Genomic DNA, 22,185 nt, shown 5'->3' on the forward strand with positions numbered 1-22,185 from the left:
CAGTAAATGGCAAGACGGCGCCGAGCGGGCGCCGTCGAATTTCAGTGGCAGTGGCCGTGCGACGCGTTCGCCGCCGGCATCGGGGCATCGCGCTCGACGCCCGCCGCCTTCAGTTTGTCGAAATAGTCGCGCCACAGCGCGTCCTGCTGCGTGGCCAGCTCGTACAGCAGGTCCCACGAGTAGATACCGGTCGAATGGCCGTCGGAGAACGTCGGCTGCAGCGCGTAGTGGCCGACGCCCTCGAGCGCGGTGATCGTCACTTCGCGCTTGCCCGTCTGCAGCGTCTCCTGGCCGGGCCCGTGGCCGCGCACCTCGGCCGACGGCGAATACACGCGCATCAGCTCGAACGGAATCCGGAAACTGTCGCCGTTCGGGTACTGCAATTCGAGCACGCGCGATACCGCGTGCACGACGACGCCGGACGGAATCGGCGTCGTGGAAGTCAAACCGCTCATGGCTGCCTCGAATCGGTCATGCGTTGAATTTCCTCGCGCACCGCATTGTGCAGCAGCGAGGCCTGCGCTGCGCGCGAGCGCAGCAGCGCCTCGGACACGCTGCGCTGGCGCGGCGCCCATACGGGCTGCGGGAAGTGTGCGTCGTTGGAAAAGCGCGGGATCACGTGCCAGTGCACGTGCGGCACCATGTTGCCGAGGCTCGCGAGATTCACCTTGTTCGGCTGCATCACGCGGCGCACGGCCCGCTCGACCGCGTAGACCACGCGCATCAGGTGTGCCCGCTCCGGTTCGCCGAGATCGGAGAATTCGGCCACGTGCGCGCCCCAGATTACCCGGCAGAAGCCCGGGTAGTCGTGCTCGCCCGTCGCGAGGACGACACGCACCGCATCGTCCTGCCAGAGCACTTCGCCGCCGTCTTCACGGCAAAACACGCATTCCATCGTCGCTCCCATGTGGACGGGCGCCGGCATTGCTGCGCCGGCGCCCGCTCATTCCTGGCCCGGTCGGGCGGTCGTCATGCCCGCATTAGACCAGCACGCGCTCGATCCCGCCATTGTTCGCACGTGCGACATAATCGGCCATCCAGTTCTCGCCGAGCACCTGGCGCGCGATTTCGACCACGATGTAGTCGGCTTCGAGGTTCGCGTCCTCGCTGTAGCGCGACAGGCCCTGCAGGCACGACGGGCAGCTCGTCAGGATCTTCACGTCCGGGCCGTTCGCGGCCGCGGCGGCCGACCCGGGCGCGTTGCCGGCCACGACCGGGATGCTGCGCAGCTTCGCGGCCCCCTTGCGGATCTCCTCTTCCTTGCGGAAGCGGACCTGCGTCGAAATGTCCGGGCGCGTGACCGCGAGCGTGCCCGATTCGCCGCAGCAGCGATCGTTCTTCTCGATCTTGTAGCCGTCCTTCTCGGCGCCCATCAGCTCGTTGACGAGCTTCACCGGGTCCATCGTCTTGATCGGCGTGTGGCACGGGTCGTGATACATGTAGCGCGTGCCCGTCACGCCATCGAGCTTCACCCCCTTCTCGAGCAGGAACTCGTGGATGTCGATGATCCGGCAGCCCGGGAAGATCTTGTCGAATTCGTAGCCGGCGAGCTGGTCATAGCAGGTGCCGCACGACACGACCACCGTCTTGATGTCGAGGTAGTTCAGCGTGTTCGCGACCCGGTGGAACAGCACGCGGTTGTCGGTGACGATCTTCTCGGCCTTGTCGTACTGGCCCGAGCCGCGCTGCGGATAGCCGCAGCACAGGTAGCCCGGCGGCAACACCGTCTGCACGCCGGCTTCCCACAGCATCGCCTGCGTGGCCAGCCCGACCTGCGAGAACAGGCGCTCGGAGCCACAGCCCGGGAAGTAGAACACCGCTTCCGAATCGACGGTGGTCGACTTCGGATTGCGGATGATCGGCACGATCTTGTTGTCCTCGATGTCGAGCAGCGCGCGCGCCGTCTTCTTCGGCAGGTTGCCCGGCATCTTCTTGTTGACGAAGTGGATCACCTGCTCGACCACGGGCGGCTTGCCGACCGTCGCCGGCGGGTGCTGCGTCTGCTTCGTCACGACCTTCTTCAGCATGTCGTTCGCGAAGCGCTGCACCTTGTAGCCGGCGCCCATCATCACGCTGCGCGCGACGTTGATCGTCTGCGGATTGGTCGCGTTCAGGAAGAACATGCCCGCCGCATTGCCGGCGTTGAACTTCTTCTTGCCCATCTTGCGCAACAGGTTGCGCATGTTCATCGTGACGTCGCCGAAGTCGATCTTCACCGGGCACGGCGTCGCGCACTTGTGGCACACCGTGCAGTGGTCGGCCACGTCGTTGAACTCGTCCCAGTGCTTGATCGACACGCCGCGGCGGGTCTGCTCCTCGTACAGGAACGCCTCGACCAGCAGCGAGGTTGCGAGGATCTTGTTGCGCGGGCTGTACAGCAGGTTCGCGCGCGGCACGTGCGTCGCGCACACCGGCTTGCATTTGCCGCAGCGCAGGCAGTCCTTCACCGAATCGGCGATCGCGCCGATGTCGGACTGCTTCATGATCAGCGACTCGTACCCCATCAGCCCGAAGCTCGGCGTATACGCGTTGCGCAGATCGGCGCCTTCGAGCAGTTTGCCTTTGTTGAAGCGGCCGTTCGGGTCGACGCGCTGCTTGTACGCGCGGAATTCGGCGATCTCGTCGTCGGTCAGGAACTCGAGCTTCGTGATGCCGATGCCGTGCTCGCCGGAAATCACGCCGTCGAGCGAACGCGCGAGCGTCATGATGCGTGCGACCGCCGCGTGGGCGTCCTGCAGCATCTCGTAGTTGTCGGAGTTGACCGGCAGGTTGGTGTGGACGTTGCCGTCGCCCGCGTGCATGTGCAGCGCGACGAACACGCGGCCGCGCAGCACCTGCTTGTGGATCGCCTGCGCCTCGTCGAGGATCTGCTTGAACGCGCCGCCGTTGAAGATCGCGCGTAGTTCGGCGCGGATCTCCTGCTTCCACGAGATGCGGACCGTGCGGTCCTGCGTGATGTGGAACACGGTCGCGCCCGGCTGATCGTCCGCGCGATCGGCGAACTTCTCGGCAAGCGCCTCGTAGCCGAGCTGCACGAGGTAGTGCTGCGCCTCGCGCAGCGGCTGGTCGAGCCGGTCGCGCACGAATTCCCAGCGGGCACGCACGCGCTTGAGCAGCTCCAGCGCCTGCTGGACCCGGTCTTCGAGCAGTTCGGCGCTCGGGATCTCGTTCGCGTCGTCGGTCTTGCCGAGCGGCAGGTTGCCGGCACGGAAAAACGCTTCCAGCGCGTCGACGAGCTGCAGCTTGTTCTTCAGCGACAGCTCGATGTTGATCCGCTCGATGCCGTCGGTGTACTCGCCCATCCGGTTCAGCGGGATCACGACGTCTTCGTTGATCTTGAACGCGTTCGTGTGCTTCGCGATCGCGGCCGTGCGGCTGCGGTCGAGCCAGAAGCGCTTGCGCGCCTCCGCGCTGACCGCGACGAAGCCTTCGCCGCTCTTGCCGTTCGCCATCCGGATCACCTCGGACGTGGCGTGCGCAACCGCATCGGCATCGTCGCCGACGATGTCGCCGATCAGCACCATCTTGGGGAACGCATTGCGCTTGCTCTTGGTCGCGTAGCCGACCGCGCGCAGGTAGCGCTCGTCGAGGTGCTCGAGGCCCGCGAGGATCGCGCCGCCCTGCTTCGACGTTTCGAACAGGTAATCCTTGATCTCGACGATGCTCGGGATCGCCTCGCGCGCCTGGCCGAAGAATTCGAGGCAGACGGTGCGCGTGTGCGCGGGCATCTTGTGCAGCACCCAGCGCGCGGACGTGATGAGCCCGTCGCAGCCTTCCTTCTGCACGCCCGGCAGGCCGGCGAGGAACTTGTCGGTCACGTCCTTGCCGAGCCCTTCCTTGCGGAACCGGCGGCCTTCGATCTCGAGCATCTCGCTCTTCAGCAGCTTCTCGCCCGGCGCGTAGGCGCCGTCGAACCACTTCAGCTCGAAACGCGCGACCGCGATGTCGTGGATCTTGCCCTGGTTGTGCTCGTGGCGCGTGACTTCGAGCCAGTTGCCGTCCGGATCGACCATCCGCCACCAGGCCAGGTTGTCGAGCGCGGTGCCCCACAGCACGGCTTTCTTGCCGCCCGCGTTCATCGCGACGTTGCCGCCGATGCACGATGCGTCGAGCGAGGTCGGATCGACCGCGAACACGTAGCCGGCCGCTTCCGCCGCCTCGGTCACGCGGCGCGTGACGACGCCCGCGCCGGAGAAGATCGTCGGCACCTTGTGCGCGACACCCGGCAGCTCGGTCAGCTCGACCGCGCCGAGTTGTTCGAGCTTTTCGGTGTTGATGACGGCGGAGAACGGCGTGAGCGGCACCGCGCCGCCCGTGTAGCCAGTGCCGCCGCCACGCGGGATCACGGTCAGGCCGAGCTCGAAGCAGGCCTTGATGAGGCCGGCGATCTCGGCTTCGCTATCGGGGGTCAGCACGACGAACGGGTATTCGACACGCCAGTCGGTCGCGTCGGTCACGTGCGACACGCGCGACAGCCCGTCGAAACGGATGTTGTCCTTCTGCGTGCAGCGGCCGAGCGCTTTCGTTGCGCGGCGGCGCAGGTCGGCCATCTTCTCGAATTCGTCGGCGAACTCGTTGACCGCCCGCTGCGCGGCGGTTTCGAGCATCTCGACGCGCGACGCACGTTCGCGGCCCGCGTCGTCGCGGTGCTCGGTGAGGTCCGCGCTGCGGCGCTTGCCGATTTCGGTGAGGCGGTGGTTCAGCGCCTCGATCAGCAGCGCGCGGCGCTTCGGGTTGTCGAGCAGGTCGTCCTGCAGGTACGGGTTGCGGCGCACGACCCAGATGTCGCCGAGCACTTCATACAGCATCCGTGCCGAGCGGCCCGTACGGCGCTCGGCGCGCAGTTCGTCGAGCACCGACCACGCCTCTTCGCCGAGCAGGCGGATCACGATCTCGCGATCCGAGAAGGACGTGTAGTTGTAGGGAATCTCGCGCAATCGGGGCGCGGGGTCGGCGGCGACGGCGGCGGCCGCGCCATGCGGATCGAAAACTTGTGGTGCGTTCATGTTCGGACGACTCGGAGGGCCGATACACCGTGCACGGGCGTCGGCAAGCGCGTAGGCGCAATCTTGGGGAAATCTGTTCTGTTACCAGGCGCGCGGCTGTCCTTCATGGGGCCGGAGCGGGCGACTCGCCCCTCCTGGCCGGCGACAGGGCCTGGCGGCACTCGGAACGATCAGCACGATCGCGCGCGGCGCGCATGCCGTTCGGCCGCGGGGCTGGCTGCGCGCGGCGTCGGCTTCAACGGTGCGATCCGAGGGTGCCTCTGCATCTTCCGATCCTTGATTCAAAACGGAATTCTAACCCATGATCGGGCCACGCGTGACACGTCGGACAGGTCGTGGGGCTATCCCCGCAAGCCGCGCCAGGCCTGGCTCGGCGCGATTTCGCGCGATCATTCGCCGTCCGTCCGGTCGGTAACCGTGCGGTTAAGCCGGTAAAAAAGGCCGCGCGCGCGCCGACGCCCCGCCTGCACGGCCCCGCGAACACCGGCTCGGCATGCCGCTTGCGTGCAGGCAGACCCTTGGCGCTATCATTGATCCTTTACCGTCTGCTTTCCGCACTGCACGCGAGCGCCCATGGCATCCCACGATTACCTGAAGAAAATCCTCACCGCGCGCGTCTACGACGTCGCGATCGAGACGGAACTCGAATCCGCCCGCAACCTGTCGGCCCGCCTGCGCAACGCCGTCTACCTGAAGCGCGAGGACAACCAGCCGGTGTTCTCGTTCAAGCTGCGCGGCGCGTACAACAAGATGGCGCACATTCCGGCGGAAGCACTCGCGCGCGGCGTGATTACGGCGTCGGCCGGCAATCACGCGCAGGGTGTCGCGTTCTCGGCGGCCCGGATGGGCGTCAAGGCCGTGATCGTCGTGCCCGTCACGACGCCGCAGGTGAAGGTCGATGCGGTGCGTGCGCACGGTGGCCCGAGCGTCGAGGTGATCCAGGCCGGTGAGTCTTATAGCGACGCGTATGCACACGCGGTCAAGGTGCAGGAAGAGCGCGGCCTCACGTTCGTCCACCCGTTCGACGATCCGTACGTGATCGCCGGTCAGGGCACGATCGCGATGGAAATCCTGCGCCAGCACCAGGGCCCGATCCACGCGATCTTCGTGCCGATCGGCGGCGGCGGGCTCGCGTCCGGCGTCGCGGCCTACGTGAAGGCGGTGCGCCCGGAGATCAAGGTGATCGGCGTGCAGGCCGAGGATTCGTGCGCGATGGCGCAGTCGCTGGAAGCCGGCAAGCGTGTCGAGCTGAGCGAGGTCGGCCTGTTCGCGGACGGCACCGCCGTGAAGCTGGTCGGTGAGGAAACCTTCCGGCTCTGCAGCGAATACCTCGACGGCGTCGTGACGGTGAACACCGACGCACTGTGCGCGGCGATCAAGGACGTATTCCAAGATACGCGCAGCGTGCTCGAGCCGTCCGGCGCGCTCGCGGTCGCGGGCGCGAAGCTCTACGCGGAACGTGAAGGCATCGAGAACGAGACGCTCGTCGCGGTCACGTCCGGCGCGAACATGAACTTCGACCGGATGCGCTTCGTCGCCGAGCGTGCGGAAGTGGGTGAAGCGCGCGAAGCCGTGTTCGCGGTCACGATCCCCGAGGAGCGCGGCAGCTTCAAGCGCTTCTGCTCGCTCGTCGGCGACCGCAACGTCACCGAGTTCAACTACCGGATCGCCGATGCGCAGGCCGCGCACATCTTCGTCGGCGTGCAGATCAAGCGCCGCGGCGAATCGGCCGAGATCGCCGCGAACTTCGAATCGCATGGCTTCAAGAGCGTCGACCTGACGCACGACGAGCTGTCGAAGGAACACATCCGCTACATGGTGGGCGGCCGCTCGCCGCTCGCGCTCGACGAGCGCCTGTTCCGCTTCGAATTCCCGGAGCGCCCGGGCGCGCTGATGAAGTTCCTGTCGTCGATGGCGCCGGACTGGAACATCAGCCTGTTCCACTACCGCAACCAGGGCGCGGACTACAGCTCGATCCTCGTGGGGCTGCAGGTGCCGCAGGCCGATCGCGCCGAATTCGAACGCTTCCTCGCGGCACTCGGCTATCCGTATGTCGAGGAGAGCGCCAACCCGGCTTACCGCCTCTTCCTGTCGTAAAGGCGTCACGCATGAATCCCGAACATTCCCCGCTCGGCAAGGCCACCGTCTACGCCGCCCAGTACGACGCGTCGCTGCTGTTCCCAATCCCGCGCGCCGGCGCGCGCGAGCAGCTCGGCATCAAGTCGGCGCTGCCGTTCTTCGGCACCGACATCTGGAACGCCTACGAGCTGTCGTGGCTCAACGCGCGCGGCAAGCCGCAGATCGCGGTGGCGACGTTCTACGTGCCGGCCGAATCGCCTAACATCGTCGAATCGAAGTCGTTCAAGCTGTATCTCGGCTCGTTCGCGCAGACGAAGTTCGATTCGATCGACGCAGTGCGCGACGTGCTGAAGCGCGACGTGTCGGCCGCGTGCGGCGCGACCGTCTCCGTGCAGCTCGTGTCGCCGCACGATTTCGGCAAGCTCGAGATGGACGAGCTCGACGGGCTGTCGCTCGACCGGCTCGACCTCGACACCGACGTGTACGAACCCGATCCGTCGCTGCTGTCGGCCGCTGAAGACGAAGCGCCGGTCGAGGAAACGCTCGTGTCCGACCTGCTGCGCTCGAACTGCCCCGTCACCGGCCAGCCCGACTGGGGCAGCGTGCAGATCCACTACGTCGGGCCGCAGATCGACCACGCGGGCCTGCTGCGCTACATCATCTCGTTCCGCAACCACACGGGCTTTCACGAGCAGTGCGTCGAGCGGATCTTCCTCGACATCCTGCACGCATGCAAACCGGTGAAGCTCGCGGTGTATGCGCGCTATACGCGCCGCGGCGGGCTCGACATCAATCCGTTCCGCACCAACTACAACCAGCCGATGCCGGATAACGCGCGTAATGCGCGGCAGTAACGGCGGCGGGCGGCCGCCGCGGTTCGAAGTTGGCGACGCGCGGTGACCAACCCAGACAAAAACAGCCCGGCCGGGCTGTTTTTCAATGTGTAGAGGCGCGCGGACAGCCCTCATCCACTCGCCGGCCGCTCCGGAAGAATCTCCACCAGGCGCAACAAGTAGCCGTCGGGATCCTGCACAAGCATCTCGATCTGGCCATGCTCGATCTCGTCCTCCCGATACCAGGACGTGCGCGGCTCGACGAACAGCGTCACGCCCGCGGCATGAATCCTGTCGAGGATGGGATCGAGCGAATCGACCTCGATCTGAAAGTTGATCCCGCGCCCGAGCGGAGGCTCCAGCGGGCCGGTCAGCCAGCTCTCCGGGCTGTACTGCTCGAGCATCAACTGCGCGCCCCCGATCTCGAGATAGGCGAAACCGTCTTCCGGACGCTCGAAGCGGATCCGGAATCCGAGCACGTCACGATAGAAGCGAACGCTTCCGGCAAGGTCCGAGCAGATCAGCTCCGGCACCAGCGCAGCCCATTCCATGCATGTCCTCCCCATAAGGTCATGCGGCACATTACATGAACGGACGGGATGCGTTGCGGCGGTTGTGGCCTCGGAGGCGCCATCGGCCAGTCGACCGGTGCCCTGCACATGAAAAACGGGCCCGGCGCACGTGAATGCGCCGGGCCCGTTGCGTAGCGGCTCGCCGTGGCGGCGTTACTTCGCCGGCGCCTTGTACGCGATGCAGTCGACCTCGACCTTGCAGTCGATGACCATGCTCGACTGCACGCACGCGCGTGCCGGCGGATGCTCGCCGAAGTACGAAATGAACACCTTGTTGAACGACGCGAAATCGCGCGCATCGTCGAGCCACACGCCGCAGCGCACGACGTGCTCGAGGCCGTAACCGGCTTCCTTCAGGATCGCGATCACGTTTTCGATCGTCTGCTTCGACTGCGTGACGATGCCGCCTTCGACAACCTCGCCGTTCACCATCGGCGTCTGGCCCGACACGTACAGCCAGCCGTCGGCCTCGACCGCGCGTGCGAACGGCATCACCTGGCCGCCCGTGCCCTTCGCTTCGCCTACGCCATATCGCTTCATCGTTTCTCTCCTTGTTTGTCGGCCGGAGCCGGCGCTTCAGCGCCTGCTCCGGCCCCATGCAACGCACGGTTACGGATGCGCGCACCGACGACGGCGCGCGCGGCAGATCGGACAACCACCGCGTTCAGAACGCGGCGTCGGCACTCGCCGGCACGCGCTCGCCGCGCGCGACGAAGCCGCCGGCGCGCTCGCCGGTCGGCTGGCCGTTTTCATAAGTGAGCACGCCGTTCACCCACACGGCGTCGATCCCGTGCGCGGGCTGCTGCGGCTTCTCGAACGTCGCGGCATCGATCACGCTCGCCGGGTCGAACAGCACGAGATCCGCGTGGTAGCCCACATGCACCTCGCCACGCCGCGCGATCCCGTAGCGGCGCGCGGACAGCGACGTCATCTTGCGGATCGCCTCCTCGAGCGGCAGCAGGTTCGTGTCGCGCACGTAGTGGCCGAGCACGCGCGGGAACGCGCCCCACAGCCGCGGATGCGGCAGCGGATCGTTCGGCAGGCCGTCGGAGCCGACCATCGTCGCGGGATGCGACAGGATCCGGCGCACGTCCTCCTCGGACATGTTGTGGTACACGGCGCCCGCCGGGCGGATGCGCTGCGCGGCCTCCTGCTCGGTCACACCCCACTCGGCCGCGATCGCCTTCAGCAGCTTGCCCGCCACTTCCGGGTGCGGCTCCGACCACGTGATCGTGATGTCGATGTCGCCCGTCACCTGCTTCAGGTCGAGCGTCGACGAGCTGCGGCTATACGGATAGCAGTCGCAGCCGACCGGCTGGTAGCGGCGCGCGCCTTCGAGCGACGCGAGCACCTCGGTGCTGCGGCCCCAGTTCGACGGGCCCGCGCACTTCAGGTGCGAGATCACGACCGGCACGCGCGCATGGCGGCCGACCTGGTACGCCTCTTCCATCGCATCGAGGATCGCGTCGAACTCGGTGCGCATGTGCGTGGTGTACAGCGCGCCCGCATTCGCGAGCGGCTCGGCGAGCGCCATCACCTCTTCGGCCGGCGCCGCGAACGCGGAACCGTACGCGAGGCCCGACGACAGGCCGAGCGCACCGTTCGCGAGCGCCTCCTCGAGCTGCGCGCGCATGCCGGCGATCTCGCCGTCGGTCGCCGCGCGGTCGAGGCGGTCCATCTGGTTGTTGCGCAGCGCCGTGTGGCCGACGAGCGCCGCGACGTTTACGGCCGGACGCGCGTCGTTCACGGCCGCGACGTAGTCGGCGAAGGTCGGGTACTGGAACGCGCCGCGCTCGCCGAGGAGGTTCATCGGATCGGGCGGATCGCCCGCGAGCGTCACCGGCGACGCGCTGATCCCGCAGTTGCCGACGATCACGGTCGTCACGCCCTGCGAGATCTTCGGAATCATCTCCGGTGCGCGGATCACGTGCGTGTCGTCGTGCGTGTGCACGTCGACGAAGCCCGGCGCGAGCGCGCGGCCGTTCGCATCGACGACATTTTCAGCAAGCCAGTTCGACAGGTTGCCGATCGCCGCGATCATGCCGTTGCGGATCGCGACGTCGCGCGTGACGGGCGGCGCGCCGGTACCGTCGTAAAGCTGCGCGCCGACGATCAGCGTATCGGCGGCTTCGGGATGCGAATGCATGGTCAGTCTCCTACCGGTTGACGGTCTCCGCCGCCGCGATGCGCATCGAGCGCATGCTTGATGCGACGCAGCGATTCTCGGCCCGCATCGCCGAGCCGCAATGCGACTCCGGTGACGAGCACGTCGATCGCCATCATCATCGCGTAACGCGATGTCGACGGCTTGTAAATGAAATCGGTTTCGAACGCGACGACCGGGATCAGGTGGTCGGCCAGCTTCGCGAGCGGCGACGCCGGCGCGGTGATCGCGATCAGCTTCGCGCCGTAGCGCTTCGCGAGCCGGCAGCTTTCGAGCAGCTCGGGCACGCGCCCGCTCACCGACAGCGCGACGACGACGGTGTCGCGCGACAGCGTCGCGGCCACCATCCGCTGCAGCACGCTGTCCTGGTAGCTCGCGACCGGCCGGCCGAAGCGCACGAGCCGGAAGCGCAGCTCGTCGGCGAGCGCGGTCGAGCCGCCGCCCTGGCCGTACACGTAGGTCATCTTCGCGGCGGCGAGCAGGTCGGCGGCTGCGTCGAACGACGTGTTGCGCAGCAACTGATGGTTGTGCGCGAGCGCGACGCGGATCTCGTCGTAGACCATCGACGCGGGGCTCGTATCGTCGGCCGGCGTGTCGTCGGACGGCACCAGAAAACGCTGGCCGACGGCCGCCGCCTGCGCGACGAGCACCTTCAGTTCGCGCACGTCGCGGCAGCCGACCGCCTTCGCGAAACGCGTGACCGTCGCGACGCTGACCTCCGCGTCGCGTGCCAGCGCGCCGATGCTGGCATGCGCGGCGCGCGCCAGGTCGGCGAGGATGAACGCGGCGACCTTGCGCTCGGCTTCGCGCAGCTCGGGCGCACATTCGGCGATCCGCGCGACGATGTCGAGCACCGGCGGAGCGGCCGGCGCCGGATGAAGCTCGGCTGCGAGCGGGGCGGACGGGGTGGCGGGCGTATTCATCTGCAAAAAGGGGCGAAGCTCGAGGGTGCGAGGCTCGATGTTACTAAATAACATCACCGCGCCGATGCTACTTTCTGTACCATCGGCGTGTCAACTTCAGTGCAATGCATAGTGATGATGGAGCGGGATGACATGAAAGTTACAAACTATCAGGAAGCGACGATCGATCCGTTCGGCAAGGGCCTCGGCAATCTGCCCAGCGCGAGCGTGCCGCTCGGCGACGCAGGCCGCCTCGAGTGGAACCTGCTTGAGGAAGACGTCAGCCTGCCGGCCGCCGTGCTTTACGAGGATCGCATCGAACACAACCTGAACTGGATGCAGGCCTTCGTCCAGAAGTACGGCGTCAAGTTCGCGCCGCACGGCAAGACGACGATGGCGCCGCAACTGTTCCGCCGCCAGCTCGACGCCGGCGCGTGGGGCATCACGCTCGCGACCGCGCACCAGACGCAGGCCGCGTATCACGGCGGCGTGCGCCGCGTGCTGCTCGCGAACCAGCTGGTCGGCCGCCAGAACATGACGATCATCGCCGGGCTGTTGTCCGATCCCGATTTCGAATTCTTCTGTCTCGTCGATTCGGCGGAGAGCGTCGACCAGCTCGGCCGCTTCTTCGGTGCGCTGAAGAAGCCGCTGAACGTGCTGCTCGAGCTCGGCGTGCCGGGCGGCCGCGCGGGCGTGCGCGACGCCGCGCAACGCGAGGCCGTGCTCGCCGCGATCGCGCGCTATCCGGACACGCTGAAGCTGGCCGGTATCGAACTCTACGAAGGCGTGCTGAAGGAAGAAGGCGAGATCCGCACGTTCCTGCAGGAAGCGGTCGCGCTCACGCGCGAGCTGGCCGAAGCCGGCCGCTTCGCGCGTACGCCGGCGATCCTGTCCGGCGCCGGTTCGGCGTGGTACGACGTGGTCGCGGAGGAATTCGCGAAGGCGTCGAACGCTGGCTTCGCGGAAGTCGTGCTGCGTCCAGGCTGCTACCTGACGCACGATGTCGGCATCTACAAGAAGGCGCAGACCGACGTGTTCGCGCGCAACCCAATCGCACGCACGATGGGCGAAGGGCTGCTGCCCGCGCTGCAACTGTGGGCCTACGTGCAGTCGGTGCCGGAGGCGGACCGCGCGATCGTCGCGCTCGGCAAGCGCGACGCGGCGTTCGACGCGGGGCTGCCGGAGCCGGCGCGCCACTTCCGCCCGGGCCGCGACACCGCGCCGCGCGACGTCGCCGCCACCGAAGGCTGGGCCGTCACCGGGATGATGGACCAGCACGCGTACCTGCAGATCCCGCCGGGCGCGGACGTGAAAGTGGGCGACATGGTCGCGTTCGACATCTCGCACCCGTGCCTGACGTTCGACAAGTGGCGCCAGGTGCTCGTGCTCGATCCGCAGTTCAGCGTGACGGAAGTCGTCGAAACCTTCTTCTGACGCCCGTCGCGCACAACGTGCACCACCGCCCCGCCGCTCGCGCGGGGCGGCCGTCACGCGCGCTTCAAGCGGCCGGAGTACACTGCGCTTTCGTCCTCGGGGCCCCACGCGGGCGTGGCACTTGCCTGTCGCGCGGGCCCTCAACGCAGCTCCACTGGAGAAAGCCATGGCCGCGAAGAAGATCCTGTTCCTGACCGGCGATTTCGCCGAAGACTACGAAACGATGGTGCCGTTCCAGGCGCTGCAGGCCGTCGGCCACCACGTCGATGCAGTCTGCCCGGGCAAGCGCGCGGGCGACAAGATCAAGACCGCGATCCACGATTTCGAGGGCGACCAGACCTACACCGAGAAGCCCGGCCACCAGTTCACGCTGAACGCGGCGTTCGACGACGTCGACGCATCGCGCTACGACGCGCTCGCGATCGCGGGCGGCCGCGCGCCCGAATACCTGCGACTCGATCCGAAGGTGATCTCGCTCGTGCGCGAGTTCGCCGAAGCCGGCAAGCCGATCGCCGCGATCTGCCACGCGGCGCAACTGCTCGCGGCCGCCGACGTGATTCGCGGCAAGCGCATCTCGGCCTACCCGGCCTGCGCGCCCGAGGTGAAGCTCGCCGGCGGCGAATACGCGGACATCCCGGTCGACGCGGCCGTGACCGACGCGCCGTTCGTCACCGCGCCCGCGTGGCCCGCGCATCCGGCGTGGCTCGCGCAGTTCCTCGCGCTGCTGGGCACGCGCATCGAGCTTTGAACCCGCTTCCGACCGAAAGTGAATTGAGATGAGATGAAGGGCCGGGCCGGCGGCGGACGCGCGCCGCCCTGCCCCGCGCTTCAGCGCGCGACCGGCGTCGAGCCGACGTCCGCGATCCGCGACTCCAGCATCGCCAGCGCACCCGACAGCGCAGTCAGCACGTCGTCCGGCAATTGCGCCATCGTCTGTTCGAGAAACGCCTTGCGGCGCGGCAGGCACGCGTCGAACGCGGCGCGGCCGTCGTCCGTCAGCGTCACGTTGGTCACGCGATTGTCGCGTGCGTCGGATTCGCGCTGGATCCAGCCGAGCGCGTCGAGCGACTTCAACTGGCGCGTGAGCGCGCCGGGATCGACGCGCAGCACTTCGACGAGCTTCTTCTGCGACGAATGCCCGCCCATCGTGTGCAACGCGACCATGATGCGCCAGCGCGGCATCGGTTGCCCGACGTGCGCCTCGAACGCGGTCATGAATGCGCGATACGTGCGTCCGAATTGCTGCAAGATCGCGACGCGGTCCTGTTCTTCCATGCGCTCAGTTCTACTCGTTCAATCGTTCAGTCGGCCGCGACATGCGGTTCGATCTTGTGCCGCAGCGCGATCGGCGGCACGCGGCGGCACTGCCACACCGACACCACGGCGACGACCGCCGCCATCGCGACGCCCAGGTGAATCGCGCCGACGAGCGATTCGCGGGCCGCTTCCAGCAGCAGCGCGCCATTATGCCCGGCGCGCGTCAGCTCCGCGACGAGACCGCCCTGCGCGGCCCGATCGATCAGGATCTGCGGATCGGCGAGCTGCGCATGCCATTGCATCGCATGGTCGGCCGACAGCGCATTGCGCACGCCGCTCGAATACATCTGGTTGACGAGCGTGCCGGTGAGCGCGGTGCCGACCATCCCGCCAACCATCCGCAGCGACTGCAGCAACGCCGTGGCGATACCGAGATGCTCGCGGCCGGCCGTCTGCTGCGCGAAGACGGTGAGGTTCGGCAGCACGAAGCCGAGCCCGATGCCGCCCGCGACCATCAGCGCCATCAGCAGCCACTTCGGCGTCGTGTGGGTCGACACGACGATGCCCGCGCAGGTGATCGCGAACAGCACGAAGCCGACGTGCAGCATCGCGTTCGGGTTGCGGATGCGCGTGACGACCCGGCCGTTCATGATGCTGCCGATCGTGATGAACACGACGAGCGGCGTGATCACGAGCCCCGCCTCCTTCGGCGACATCCCGAACCCGCCCTGGAACAGCAGCGGCGCGTAGAACAGCAACGAGAACATCGAGAAACCGGCGAGGATCGCCAGCACGAAGAGTGCCGACAGCGCGCGGTTGCCGAACATGTCGAACGGCAAGATCGGCTGCGCGCAACGCTTCTCCCAGTGCCACAGGCCGAAACCGGCCGCGACCGCGACGACGAGCAGCAGCGACGCCCAGCTCGCAACGCCGTACTTCGGCAGCCATTCGACGAACAGCTGCAGCGCGCCGAGCGACAGCGCGATCAGCAGCGCGCCCGGCCAGTCGAGCCGCATCTTGCGATCGTGCTCGACGTGGCGCAGGTGCGGCAGGTAACGCCACACGAACAGCAGCGACAGCAGGCCGACCGGCAGGTTCACGTAGAACACCGAACGCCAGCCGAACGACTGGGTCAGCACGCCGCCGAGCGACGGGCCGACCGCGTTCGCGATGCCGAACGCGGAGCTCATCAGCACCTGCCAGCGCAGCCGCACGACGGAATCGGGGAACAGGTCGGGAATGCACGCGAACGCGGTGCCGACCAACATCCCGCCGCCGATCCCCTGCAGCCCGCGCGCGAGCACGAGCATCAGCATGTCGTTCGCCATCCCGCACAGCACGGACGCACCGGTGAACACGACGATCGACGCGATGACGAACGGCTTGCGGCCGTAGTAGTCGCCGAGCCGGCCGAAGATCGGCACCGTGATCACGGAACTGAGCAGGTACGAGGTCGCGACCCACGCGTACAGGTCGAAACCGCGAAGCTCGGCGACGATGGTCGGCAGCGCGGTGCCGACGACGGTCTGGTCGAGCGCGACCAGCATGGTGACGAATGAGATCCCGATCATCGCCAGCAGCGATTCACGGAACGGCAGGACTTGCCCGCTCGAATGGTGGGCGGCAGTATGGACGGCCATTTTTTGTTGGCGCAACTTTTGACGAGTCAAGCAATCTCAAAATTCTAGCATGCCGGAGTAATCTAGGCTGGCGACGGTCAAACAGAACCAGACCGCCAAGGAGAAAGATGGAACCGATTTCAATCACCCCCGCGACCACGCTGTCCCAGGAGGATCGGGACGCGCTGTGGCGCGCGAAGCAGGTGCTGGAAAGCCCGTCGCTGACGATGAAGCTGACGGGCATGCTCGGCGCGCCGGTCGAGAAAATGATCGCCCGGCTGCCGGATTTCGCGACCGGCAAGATCAACGACGCGACGCAGCTCGCGCTGCGCAAGTGCCTGAACATCGCACTGCGCACGCTCGGCAAGCCGCCCGGGCCCGACGCCGAGCCCGACAAGCCGAGCAACCTGCTGCACAAGCTCGCGGTGGCGACGACCGGCGCGGCGGGCGGCGCGTTCGGCTTTCTCGCGCTGCCGGTCGAGCTGCCGGTGACGACGACGCTGATCTTCCGCTCGGTGTGCGACATCGCGCGCAGCGAGGGCGAAGACCTGAGCTCGGTCGATACGCAGTTGCAATGCCTGGCCGTGCTCGGCATGGGCGGCAACCCGGACAAGCAGGAAGAGGACGCCGATCTCGGCTATTTCGTGCTGCGCGGCGCGCTCGCGCAGGCGATCTCGAAGGCGTCGTCCGACATCACGACGAAGGGCATCGCCGCGCACAGCTCGGCGGCCGTGTTCAAGCTCGTGCAGACGGTGGCGTCGCGCTTTTCGGTGCAGGTGACCGAGCAGATGGCCGCGAAGTCGATTCCGGCGATCGGCGCCGTGCTCGGCGCGACCGTCAATACGCTGTTCATCGACCACTTCCAGCAGATGGCGCACGGCCACTTCACCGTGCGCCGGCTCGAGCGCAAGTACGGCTCGGTGGCCGTCAAGGCCGCCTATCAGGCGATCGACGCCTCGCCGGCACGCTGAACCGCACGCTCGACCGCGACGCGGCGCAGGAACGCGGCCGCGCGGTCGAGCGCGTCACGTGCTTCCGGCACCATCGGCGCGTACAGCTGCCACACGTGCGGCATGTCGGGCCACACCTCGATCTCCACCCCGACCCCGGCCGCCTTCGCCTTCTCGGCGACGCGGCGTGAATCGTCGAGCAGCACCTCGGTGCTGCCGACCTGGATATACAGCGGCGGCAGGCCCGCGAAATCCGCATAGAGCGGCGATGCGTACGGATTCGTGCCCGGCTCGTCGCCCAGGTACAGCTTCGCGGCCTTCGGCAGCGCCGCGCCCGCGAACATCGGATCGGCGCCGTCGTTCGTGCGCAGCGTCGCGCCGGTGGCGGCGAGGTCGGTCCACGGCGAGAACAGGATCGCGCCGGCCGGCAGCGGCTCGCCGCGGTCGCGCAGCGCGACGAGCGTCGCAAGCGCGAGGCCGCCGCCCGCCGAATCGCCGCCGAACACGATCGACTCGGGCGGCGTGCCGAGCGCCAGCAGTTGCCGGTACGCGGCCAGCGCATCGTCGAGCGCGGCCGGGAAGCGGTTCTCGGGCGCCAGCCGGTAGTCGAGCGAGAACGAGCGCACGCCCGCGCGCTTCGTCAGGCCGAACACGAGCGGACGGTGGGTCTTCGTCGAACAGAAGTAATAGCCGCCGCCGTGGAAGTACAGCAGCGTGCGGCCGGGGCCGCGGCCCGCAACCGAGTCGGTGCGTTCGAGCCATTCGCCGCGCAGCGGCGCATCGGCCACGCCGTAACACTGGCGCAGCCGGTAGCCCGACGGCGCACGGCGCGGCACATACATTCTCAAGTCGGTAAAGCGCCGTGCGCGAGCGGGATCGAGTACCTCACGCGTGGTCTCGGGACGAAACTGCCAGCGCAGCAGCCAGCAGGCGAACTTGCTTTGCCAACTCATCGGACGCACTCCGTAATCACAGTGTGACGATGGTACGTGCGATCGCTCCCGCACCGCTCGACAGGTGCCTCTACATTAAACGCCGGCGCTCAGTTCGCCGGCATCACCTGGCCGCGGATCTCGCCGGCCGGGTGCTCCTTCGTATGGACGTTGAAATACCATTTGCCGCCCATCAGGTCGGTGACTTGCGCGTCGGTGAGTTCCTTCGAGCCCTTGATCGGGCTCGCCAGCTCCTCCTTCGGAATCGGCACCTGCACGCCCGCGTTCTGGCCGACCGGCGCCGGCCCGTGGAAGTGCGCGGCGGTGGCCGGCCCCGTGAGGTGTTCGTAAGTGACCTTCCACTGCAGCATGTGCGTGGCCGTGTCGTAGGTGGCTTCGACGTCGCCCGAGCCCTTGGTCGCCGTGGGCGGCACCTCACTCGACGGCTGGAGATTGGCGGACAGGCGCACCGTTTCGGCGGCGGCGCTGCCGGCGGCGAGCACGCCCGCGAGTAACGCGACCTGGAGCAAACGCAGCTTGAGCATGGACTCTCCTTGTACGACGTTGTACGCCGCCCGAGCGGGGGCGCCAGATAGGATGGTAGTCGATCGCCGCCGCTCCGGGAGTCCACCGAACGGCCATGCAGCGAATCGCCGCACCGCGCCCGGCCGACCCGCTCACGCGACGCACGGCGCATCAGTCTGCATCAACCTGGAATGGACCTTTGCAGCCAGGTGACTGAATCGGCGCGTAGCCTTTCGCTACACTTCGTCTCACAGTTGCTTGTTTCCTTCGTCCGAAGGAGTCTGCGAGTATTCACGCGGCCGCCCGGCCGCGTTTTTTTTTGCGCACGCCGCCGTCGGATCCGGTTCACCCCGTATCAGGCACGACGAAGCGAGCGCACCGCTTCACGTCACGCGCGATAGCCCGGATCGATGCGATCGACGATCCGCTGCAGCGCGTCGAACGCGTCCTGCCCCGCGCCATGCTTCGGATCGAAATTCAGCGAATCGCGCACACACCCTTCGAGCACCGGCGGCGCGATCGGCAGCGCGTCGCCGATCGCATGCGTGGCGACCTGCACCTCACATGCACGATTGAGCAGCCACATCAGCGAGAAGGTCTGCGCGAGCGTCGCGCCGATCGTCACGGGCCCATGGTTGCGCAACAGCAGCACCGGCCGCCAGCCGGCGCTCTCGACGATGCGCCGCCCCTCTTCGAGATGCACGGTGATGCCCTCGAAGTCGTGATACGCGATCTTCCCGTACAGCTGCGCCGAATAGAAATTGGAGAACGACAGCCCGTCGCGCGAACAGCACACGGCCATCGTCGGCGTCGTGTGCACGTGCATCACGCAGTGCGCATCGGGCAGCGCCGCATGGATCGCGCTGTGGAACGTGAAGCCGGCCGGGTTGATCGGCCAGTCGGAATGACCGATCACGTTGCCGTCGATGTCGATCTTCACGAGGTTCGACGCGCAAACCTCGCGGTAATGGAGCCCGAACGGGTTGATCAGGAAATGACCATCCTCGCCCGGCACGCGCAGCGAGATATGGTTGTAGATCAGCTCGGTCCAGCCGAGGTGATCGAAGATGCGGTAGGCGGCCGCGAGCTGCACCCGCGCTTGCCATTCGGCTTCGGAGAAACGGGCGGGACGCGTGAACGGCTGGTTCGGGACACGTTGCATGGGGGAACTCCGGTTGCGGGTGTGCGCGGCACGCGTGGCGCAGCCGCCCGGCGGCGCTGTCGCGCACGCCACATTAGTTGCGCACACAACCATATCACGCTTCCCCGAGCACCGGAAACGCGGGTTTAGCCGGAGCGCTTCCGTCCCCTTAAAGCTGGTCGTCCACCGGCAGCAGCATGAACATGCCGGTCATCACGTTGCGCAGCAGCCCCGCGTGCGGATCGACGTGATAGGTGGTCGGCTGGCCGTTGTCGATGCCCGTCCATTCGAGTTCGGGCGACCCGCCGCCCGCCGGCGTGACGAGGCTCACGCGGTAGCTTTCATCCGGCCGGGTCACGCGCGCGAAGATCGTCGCGACCTGCTGCGCGAGCGCCGGGCTGTGGATCACGAGCGCCAGTTCGGTGTTCAGGTGCGCGGAACGCGGATCGAGGTTCATCGAGCCGATCACGAGGATCGTCCGGTCGATCACGTACGCCTTCGCATGCAGGCTCGCCCGCGAGCGCGACCCGAACAGGCGCGCGCGCGGCTGACCCGGCTGCGCCTTGAACTCGTACAGCTCGACGCCGTGCCGCAGCAACGGCACGCGATACGGACCATAGCCGGCTTGCACGGCGACCGCGTCGGTCGCGGCGAGCGAATTCGTCAGGATCGCGACGCGCACGCCGCGCGCGGTCGCGTCGCCGAGGATCTTCACGCCCGCGTCGTGCGGCACGAAATACGGCGAGAACGCGAGAAATTCCTGCTGCGCGCCGCGCGTGAGTTCCACCAGGCGCTGCATCGGCGGGCTCACGTACGCGTCGGTCGGCTGCGCGACCTTGTCGGGCGCATCGACCTTGAACTCGGCCGGTGCCCAGACAAGCGCGAGTTCGTCGCGCGCGATCTGCTGCGCGAGCGGCGACGCGTTCAGCGGCTTCGCGTTGTACGGCTCGGCGTTCGTGCGCCAGTGGGCGCGCAGCTCGTCGCGCGTCGCGTCGAGGTCCTTCGGATCGAACGACTGGTGATTCAGCACGCGCAGCGGATAGCTGCTCGCGCTCGACCAGTACGCGTCGAAGCTCGCCGAGACGTCGTTCGTCACGGGGCCGGCGGCCAGCACGTCGAGATCGCGGAACTGCAGCGTCGGGCTCGCGTTGAAGTATTCGTCGCCGAGATTGCGGCCGCCGACGATCGCGATCTGGTTGTCCGCGATCATCGCCTTGTTGTGCATCCGGCGCGTGAAGCTGTCGATGCGCGTGAAGAAATTGGCCGTGCGCTCGACCATGCCCTGCTGCGACGCGCCGAACGGGTTGAACACACGGATCTCGATGTTCGGGTGCGTGTTCAGCGCGGCCATGATGCGATCGATGTCGCGGAAATTCAGGTCGTCGACCAGCATCCGCACGCGCACACCGCGATCGGCCGCGTACAGCGCCGCGGCGAGCAGCAGCTTGCCGGTCGTGTCCTCGGTCGCGATGTAGTACTGCATGTCGAGCGTCTTCGTCGCGGCGCGCGCGAGCGCGATGCGCATCTGCAGCGCCTCGGCACCTTCCGGCAGCAGCCGGAAACCGGACTGGCCCGGATGCGCGGCCTCGGGCGCGGCCAGCGCGTCGCGCAGCGGCGTCGCGGTATCGGGCGGCAACGCGTGGGAGACCGGGCGCTCGAGCGTGGTGGCGGGCGGATGCGTCGCGCAGGCGGCGACGAGCGACAACAGCACACCGACGGCCAGTGCGCGGGCCGGGCGGCAGGCGGCGCGCCACGACAGCGCGGCCGGTGCGCGCCGGATCAAAGAGGTGAACACGGAAACTTCCTCGACTGGCGGAACAAAAGGCCCGCATGCGCCGCGGCGCGCGGTTCCGGCCGATTCTAGTGGGCGCCCGATGAACCGGTCAATCGCGCGGGGCGCCGCCGGCAACTTCGGGCCACGGACGGCCGCCCGCCCGCCGGGCACCGATGCCCCGCCGCTCCGGAGTCGCCCGCCGGACGGGCCACGGACCAAAGCGGCCCAACCAATTTCATGCGCCATCGCCGCTGCGCTCGAAATGGCTGCGCACATAGTCGATATGCGTCTGCATCGCGGTGCGCGCCTCCTCGGGCCGTTGCGCGCAGATCGCGTCGCACACGACGCGGTGCTGCAGCAACAGCAGCTCGGACGCCTGCTCGTCGTGCGTCGTCATGCCCGCCACGTTGATCGAGATGTGCTCGCGCAGCATCCCGATCACGCTGGTATGCAGGTGCAGGAACATCGTGTTGTGCGACGCGAGCGCAATCGCCTCGTGCAGCTTCGCGTCGGTCGCGGCTTCGACGGCCGCGGCGCCGTTCGCGTGCGCGGTTTCGAGCTCGCGCAGCAGCGCACGGATCCGGCGCCGGTCGTTCGCATCGGCGCGCAGCGCGGCGAAATAGGCGGTCGCGCCTTCGAGCACGCGGCGGAACTCGAGGATGTCGTCGCGCAGCGCCGGATGATCGGCGACCAGCTGGCCCCACGGCGACGCGATACCGGCACGCAACTGGTCCGTCACGTAGACGCCCGCGCCGCGCCGGCTCTGCAGCAGCCCTCGCGCGACGAGCCGCTGGGTCGCCTCGCGCACCGTATTGCGCGCCACGCCGTATTCCTGCGCAAGCACGCGCTCGGCCGGCAGGCGCGCGCCGGCCGGCCAGGTGCCGTCGAGCAGCGCCGTCTCGATCTTGCGCATCACCACTTCGGTCCGGCCCCGTGCCGTCATCGCTGCCATCGTCGCGTCTCCCCGCGGAATGCCTGCCGCGCCGATTGGCCCAAC

At 67.6% G+C, this 22,185-nt stretch carries 19 protein-coding genes; 5 read left to right on the plus strand and 14 right to left on the minus strand.

The features are described from left to right. Positions 1-41 precede the first annotated feature (41 nt). From LGM89_RS12745 to LGM89_RS12755, 3 genes are all read right to left on the minus strand, one after another. Positions 42-455, minus strand: a complete 414-nt coding sequence (locus LGM89_RS12745; RefSeq protein ID WP_089426307.1) for a gamma-butyrobetaine hydroxylase-like domain-containing protein — start codon at positions 453-455, stop codon at positions 42-44. After that, positions 452-895, minus strand: coding sequence for an HIT family protein (locus LGM89_RS12750; protein ID WP_089426308.1), 444 nt, complete (start codon positions 893-895; stop codon positions 452-454). The genes LGM89_RS12745 and LGM89_RS12750 overlap by 4 nt, the downstream gene beginning before the upstream one ends. Before the next feature lie 85 nt (positions 896-980). Then, positions 981-5,006 carry a DUF3683 domain-containing protein gene (locus tag LGM89_RS12755; protein ID WP_226273152.1) on the minus strand — a complete coding sequence of 1,342 codons (4,026 nt, stop codon included), beginning with the start codon at positions 5,004-5,006 and terminating at the stop codon, positions 981-983. 573 nt (positions 5,007-5,579) lie between these two features. Between LGM89_RS12755 and ilvA the strand changes: the two genes are divergently transcribed. Together ilvA and queF are read left to right on the plus strand one after the other, a co-directional pair. Continuing rightward, positions 5,580-7,103, plus strand: coding sequence for a threonine ammonia-lyase, biosynthetic (gene ilvA, locus LGM89_RS12760; protein ID WP_089495623.1), 1,524 nt, complete (start codon positions 5,580-5,582; stop codon positions 7,101-7,103). A gap of 11 nt (positions 7,104-7,114) precedes the next feature. Next, complete coding sequence (gene queF / locus LGM89_RS12765) at positions 7,115-7,939, plus strand: NADPH-dependent 7-cyano-7-deazaguanine reductase QueF (RefSeq protein ID WP_089495624.1); 825 nt, start codon at positions 7,115-7,117, stop codon at positions 7,937-7,939. Positions 7,940-8,049: 110 nt separating this feature from the next. Here the strand turns inward: queF and LGM89_RS12770 are convergent, their stop codons facing one another. The 4 genes from LGM89_RS12770 to LGM89_RS12785 all read right to left on the minus strand — a co-directional run bounded on the left by LGM89_RS12770 (position 8,050) and on the right by LGM89_RS12785 (position 11,577). Then, the gene (locus LGM89_RS12770) at positions 8,050-8,469 is read right to left on the minus strand and encodes a bleomycin resistance protein (protein ID WP_089495625.1); all 420 of its coding nucleotides are present in this window, start codon (positions 8,467-8,469) and stop codon (positions 8,050-8,052) included. A 174-nt stretch (positions 8,470-8,643) separates the two neighbouring features. Further along, positions 8,644-9,030: a RidA family protein gene (locus LGM89_RS12775; RefSeq protein WP_011353171.1), complete on the minus strand. Its 387-nt coding sequence runs from the start codon at positions 9,028-9,030 to the stop codon at positions 8,644-8,646. Positions 9,031-9,154: 124 nt separating this feature from the next. Continuing rightward, positions 9,155-10,636, minus strand: coding sequence for an N-acyl-D-amino-acid deacylase family protein (locus LGM89_RS12780; protein WP_226273153.1), 1,482 nt, complete (start codon positions 10,634-10,636; stop codon positions 9,155-9,157). Positions 10,637-10,638: 2 nt separating this feature from the next. Beyond that, the gene (locus LGM89_RS12785; RefSeq protein ID WP_089495627.1) at positions 10,639-11,577 is read right to left on the minus strand and encodes a MurR/RpiR family transcriptional regulator; all 939 of its coding nucleotides are present in this window, start codon (positions 11,575-11,577) and stop codon (positions 10,639-10,641) included. Between the two features lie 132 nt (positions 11,578-11,709). Here LGM89_RS12785 and LGM89_RS12790 point away from each other — a divergent pair, with 132 nt between their 5' ends. Both LGM89_RS12790 and LGM89_RS12795 read left to right on the plus strand, forming a co-directional pair. Then, positions 11,710-12,990 (plus strand): amino acid deaminase, encoded by a 1,281-nt coding sequence (locus tag LGM89_RS12790; RefSeq protein ID WP_226206808.1) that lies wholly within the window; start codon positions 11,710-11,712, stop codon positions 12,988-12,990. A 166-nt stretch (positions 12,991-13,156) separates the two neighbouring features. Next, positions 13,157-13,738 (plus strand): DJ-1/PfpI family protein, encoded by a 582-nt coding sequence (locus LGM89_RS12795; RefSeq protein WP_021161332.1) that lies wholly within the window; start codon positions 13,157-13,159, stop codon positions 13,736-13,738. Between the two features lie 80 nt (positions 13,739-13,818). Here LGM89_RS12795 and LGM89_RS12800 read toward each other — a convergent pair whose 3' ends face one another. Continuing rightward, entirely contained in the window at positions 13,819-14,265 is a 447-nt protein-coding gene (locus tag LGM89_RS12800) for a MarR family winged helix-turn-helix transcriptional regulator (RefSeq protein ID WP_089456909.1), read from the minus strand. 26 nt (positions 14,266-14,291) lie between these two features. Beyond that, positions 14,292-15,887, minus strand: a complete 1,596-nt coding sequence (locus LGM89_RS12805) for an MDR family MFS transporter (protein WP_089495629.1) — start codon at positions 15,885-15,887, stop codon at positions 14,292-14,294. A gap of 107 nt (positions 15,888-15,994) precedes the next feature. Here LGM89_RS12805 and LGM89_RS12810 point away from each other — a divergent pair, with 107 nt between their 5' ends. Then, a complete protein-coding gene (locus LGM89_RS12810) occupies positions 15,995-16,837 on the plus strand; it encodes an EcsC family protein (RefSeq protein WP_089495630.1) in 843 nt (280 codons plus the stop codon). Here LGM89_RS12810 and LGM89_RS12815 read toward each other — a convergent pair. The 5 genes from LGM89_RS12815 to LGM89_RS12835 all read right to left on the minus strand — a co-directional run bounded on the left by LGM89_RS12815 (position 16,807) and on the right by LGM89_RS12835 (position 22,140). Continuing rightward, positions 16,807-17,769, minus strand: a complete 963-nt coding sequence (locus LGM89_RS12815; protein ID WP_226273154.1) for an alpha/beta hydrolase — start codon at positions 17,767-17,769, stop codon at positions 16,807-16,809. The two genes, LGM89_RS12810 and LGM89_RS12815, sit on opposite strands and share 31 nt — an antisense overlap. A gap of 89 nt (positions 17,770-17,858) precedes the next feature. After that, entirely contained in the window at positions 17,859-18,293 is a 435-nt protein-coding gene (locus LGM89_RS12820; protein ID WP_046544429.1) for a CHRD domain-containing protein, read from the minus strand. A gap of 368 nt (positions 18,294-18,661) precedes the next feature. After that, on the minus strand, positions 18,662-19,435 hold the full coding sequence (locus LGM89_RS12825; RefSeq protein ID WP_089495632.1) for a class II aldolase/adducin family protein: 774 nt from the start codon (positions 19,433-19,435) through the stop codon (positions 18,662-18,664). Positions 19,436-19,583: 148 nt separating this feature from the next. Further along, entirely contained in the window at positions 19,584-21,209 is a 1,626-nt protein-coding gene (locus tag LGM89_RS12830) for a phospholipase D family protein (protein ID WP_226273155.1), read from the minus strand. A gap of 214 nt (positions 21,210-21,423) precedes the next feature. After that, entirely contained in the window at positions 21,424-22,140 is a 717-nt protein-coding gene (locus LGM89_RS12835; RefSeq protein ID WP_069248848.1) for a FadR/GntR family transcriptional regulator, read from the minus strand. Positions 22,141-22,185: the final 45 nt, after the last annotated feature.

The sequence above is a fragment of the Burkholderia sp. AU31624 genome (genome assembly GCF_020420065.1).
GTDB lineage: Bacteria > Pseudomonadota > Gammaproteobacteria > Burkholderiales > Burkholderiaceae > Burkholderia.

Bases quoted from the DNA above. Each gene is read 5' to 3' on its own strand.
- LGM89_RS12745 (WP_089426307.1), bottom strand. From the start codon at position 455: ATGAGCGGTTTGACTTCCACGACGCCGATTCCGTCCGGCGTCGTCGTG.
- LGM89_RS12750 (WP_089426308.1), bottom strand. From the start codon at position 895: ATGGAATGCGTGTTTTGCCGTGAAGACGGCGGCGAAGTGCTCTGGCAG.
- LGM89_RS12755 (WP_226273152.1), bottom strand. From the start codon at position 5,006: ATGAACGCACCACAAGTTTTCGATCCGCATGGCGCGGCCGCCGCCGTC.
- ilvA (WP_089495623.1), top strand. From the start codon at position 5,580: ATGGCATCCCACGATTACCTGAAGAAAATCCTCACCGCGCGCGTCTAC.
- queF (WP_089495624.1), top strand. From the start codon at position 7,115: ATGAATCCCGAACATTCCCCGCTCGGCAAGGCCACCGTCTACGCCGCC.
- LGM89_RS12770 (WP_089495625.1), bottom strand. From the start codon at position 8,469: ATGGAATGGGCTGCGCTGGTGCCGGAGCTGATCTGCTCGGACCTTGCC.
- LGM89_RS12775 (WP_011353171.1), bottom strand. From the start codon at position 9,030: ATGAAGCGATATGGCGTAGGCGAAGCGAAGGGCACGGGCGGCCAGGTG.
- LGM89_RS12780 (WP_226273153.1), bottom strand. From the start codon at position 10,636: ATGCATTCGCATCCCGAAGCCGCCGATACGCTGATCGTCGGCGCGCAG.
- LGM89_RS12785 (WP_089495627.1), bottom strand. From the start codon at position 11,577: ATGAATACGCCCGCCACCCCGTCCGCCCCGCTCGCAGCCGAGCTTCAT.
- LGM89_RS12790 (WP_226206808.1), top strand. From the start codon at position 11,710: ATGAAAGTTACAAACTATCAGGAAGCGACGATCGATCCGTTCGGCAAG.
- LGM89_RS12795 (WP_021161332.1), top strand. From the start codon at position 13,157: ATGGCCGCGAAGAAGATCCTGTTCCTGACCGGCGATTTCGCCGAAGAC.
- LGM89_RS12800 (WP_089456909.1), bottom strand. From the start codon at position 14,265: ATGGAAGAACAGGACCGCGTCGCGATCTTGCAGCAATTCGGACGCACG.
- LGM89_RS12805 (WP_089495629.1), bottom strand. From the start codon at position 15,887: ATGGCCGTCCATACTGCCGCCCACCATTCGAGCGGGCAAGTCCTGCCG.
- LGM89_RS12810 (WP_089495630.1), top strand. From the start codon at position 15,995: ATGGAACCGATTTCAATCACCCCCGCGACCACGCTGTCCCAGGAGGAT.
- LGM89_RS12815 (WP_226273154.1), bottom strand. From the start codon at position 17,769: ATGAGTTGGCAAAGCAAGTTCGCCTGCTGGCTGCTGCGCTGGCAGTTT.
- LGM89_RS12820 (WP_046544429.1), bottom strand. From the start codon at position 18,293: ATGCTCAAGCTGCGTTTGCTCCAGGTCGCGTTACTCGCGGGCGTGCTC.
- LGM89_RS12825 (WP_089495632.1), bottom strand. From the start codon at position 19,435: ATGCAACGTGTCCCGAACCAGCCGTTCACGCGTCCCGCCCGTTTCTCC.
- LGM89_RS12835 (WP_069248848.1), bottom strand. From the start codon at position 22,140: ATGGCAGCGATGACGGCACGGGGCCGGACCGAAGTGGTGATGCGCAAG.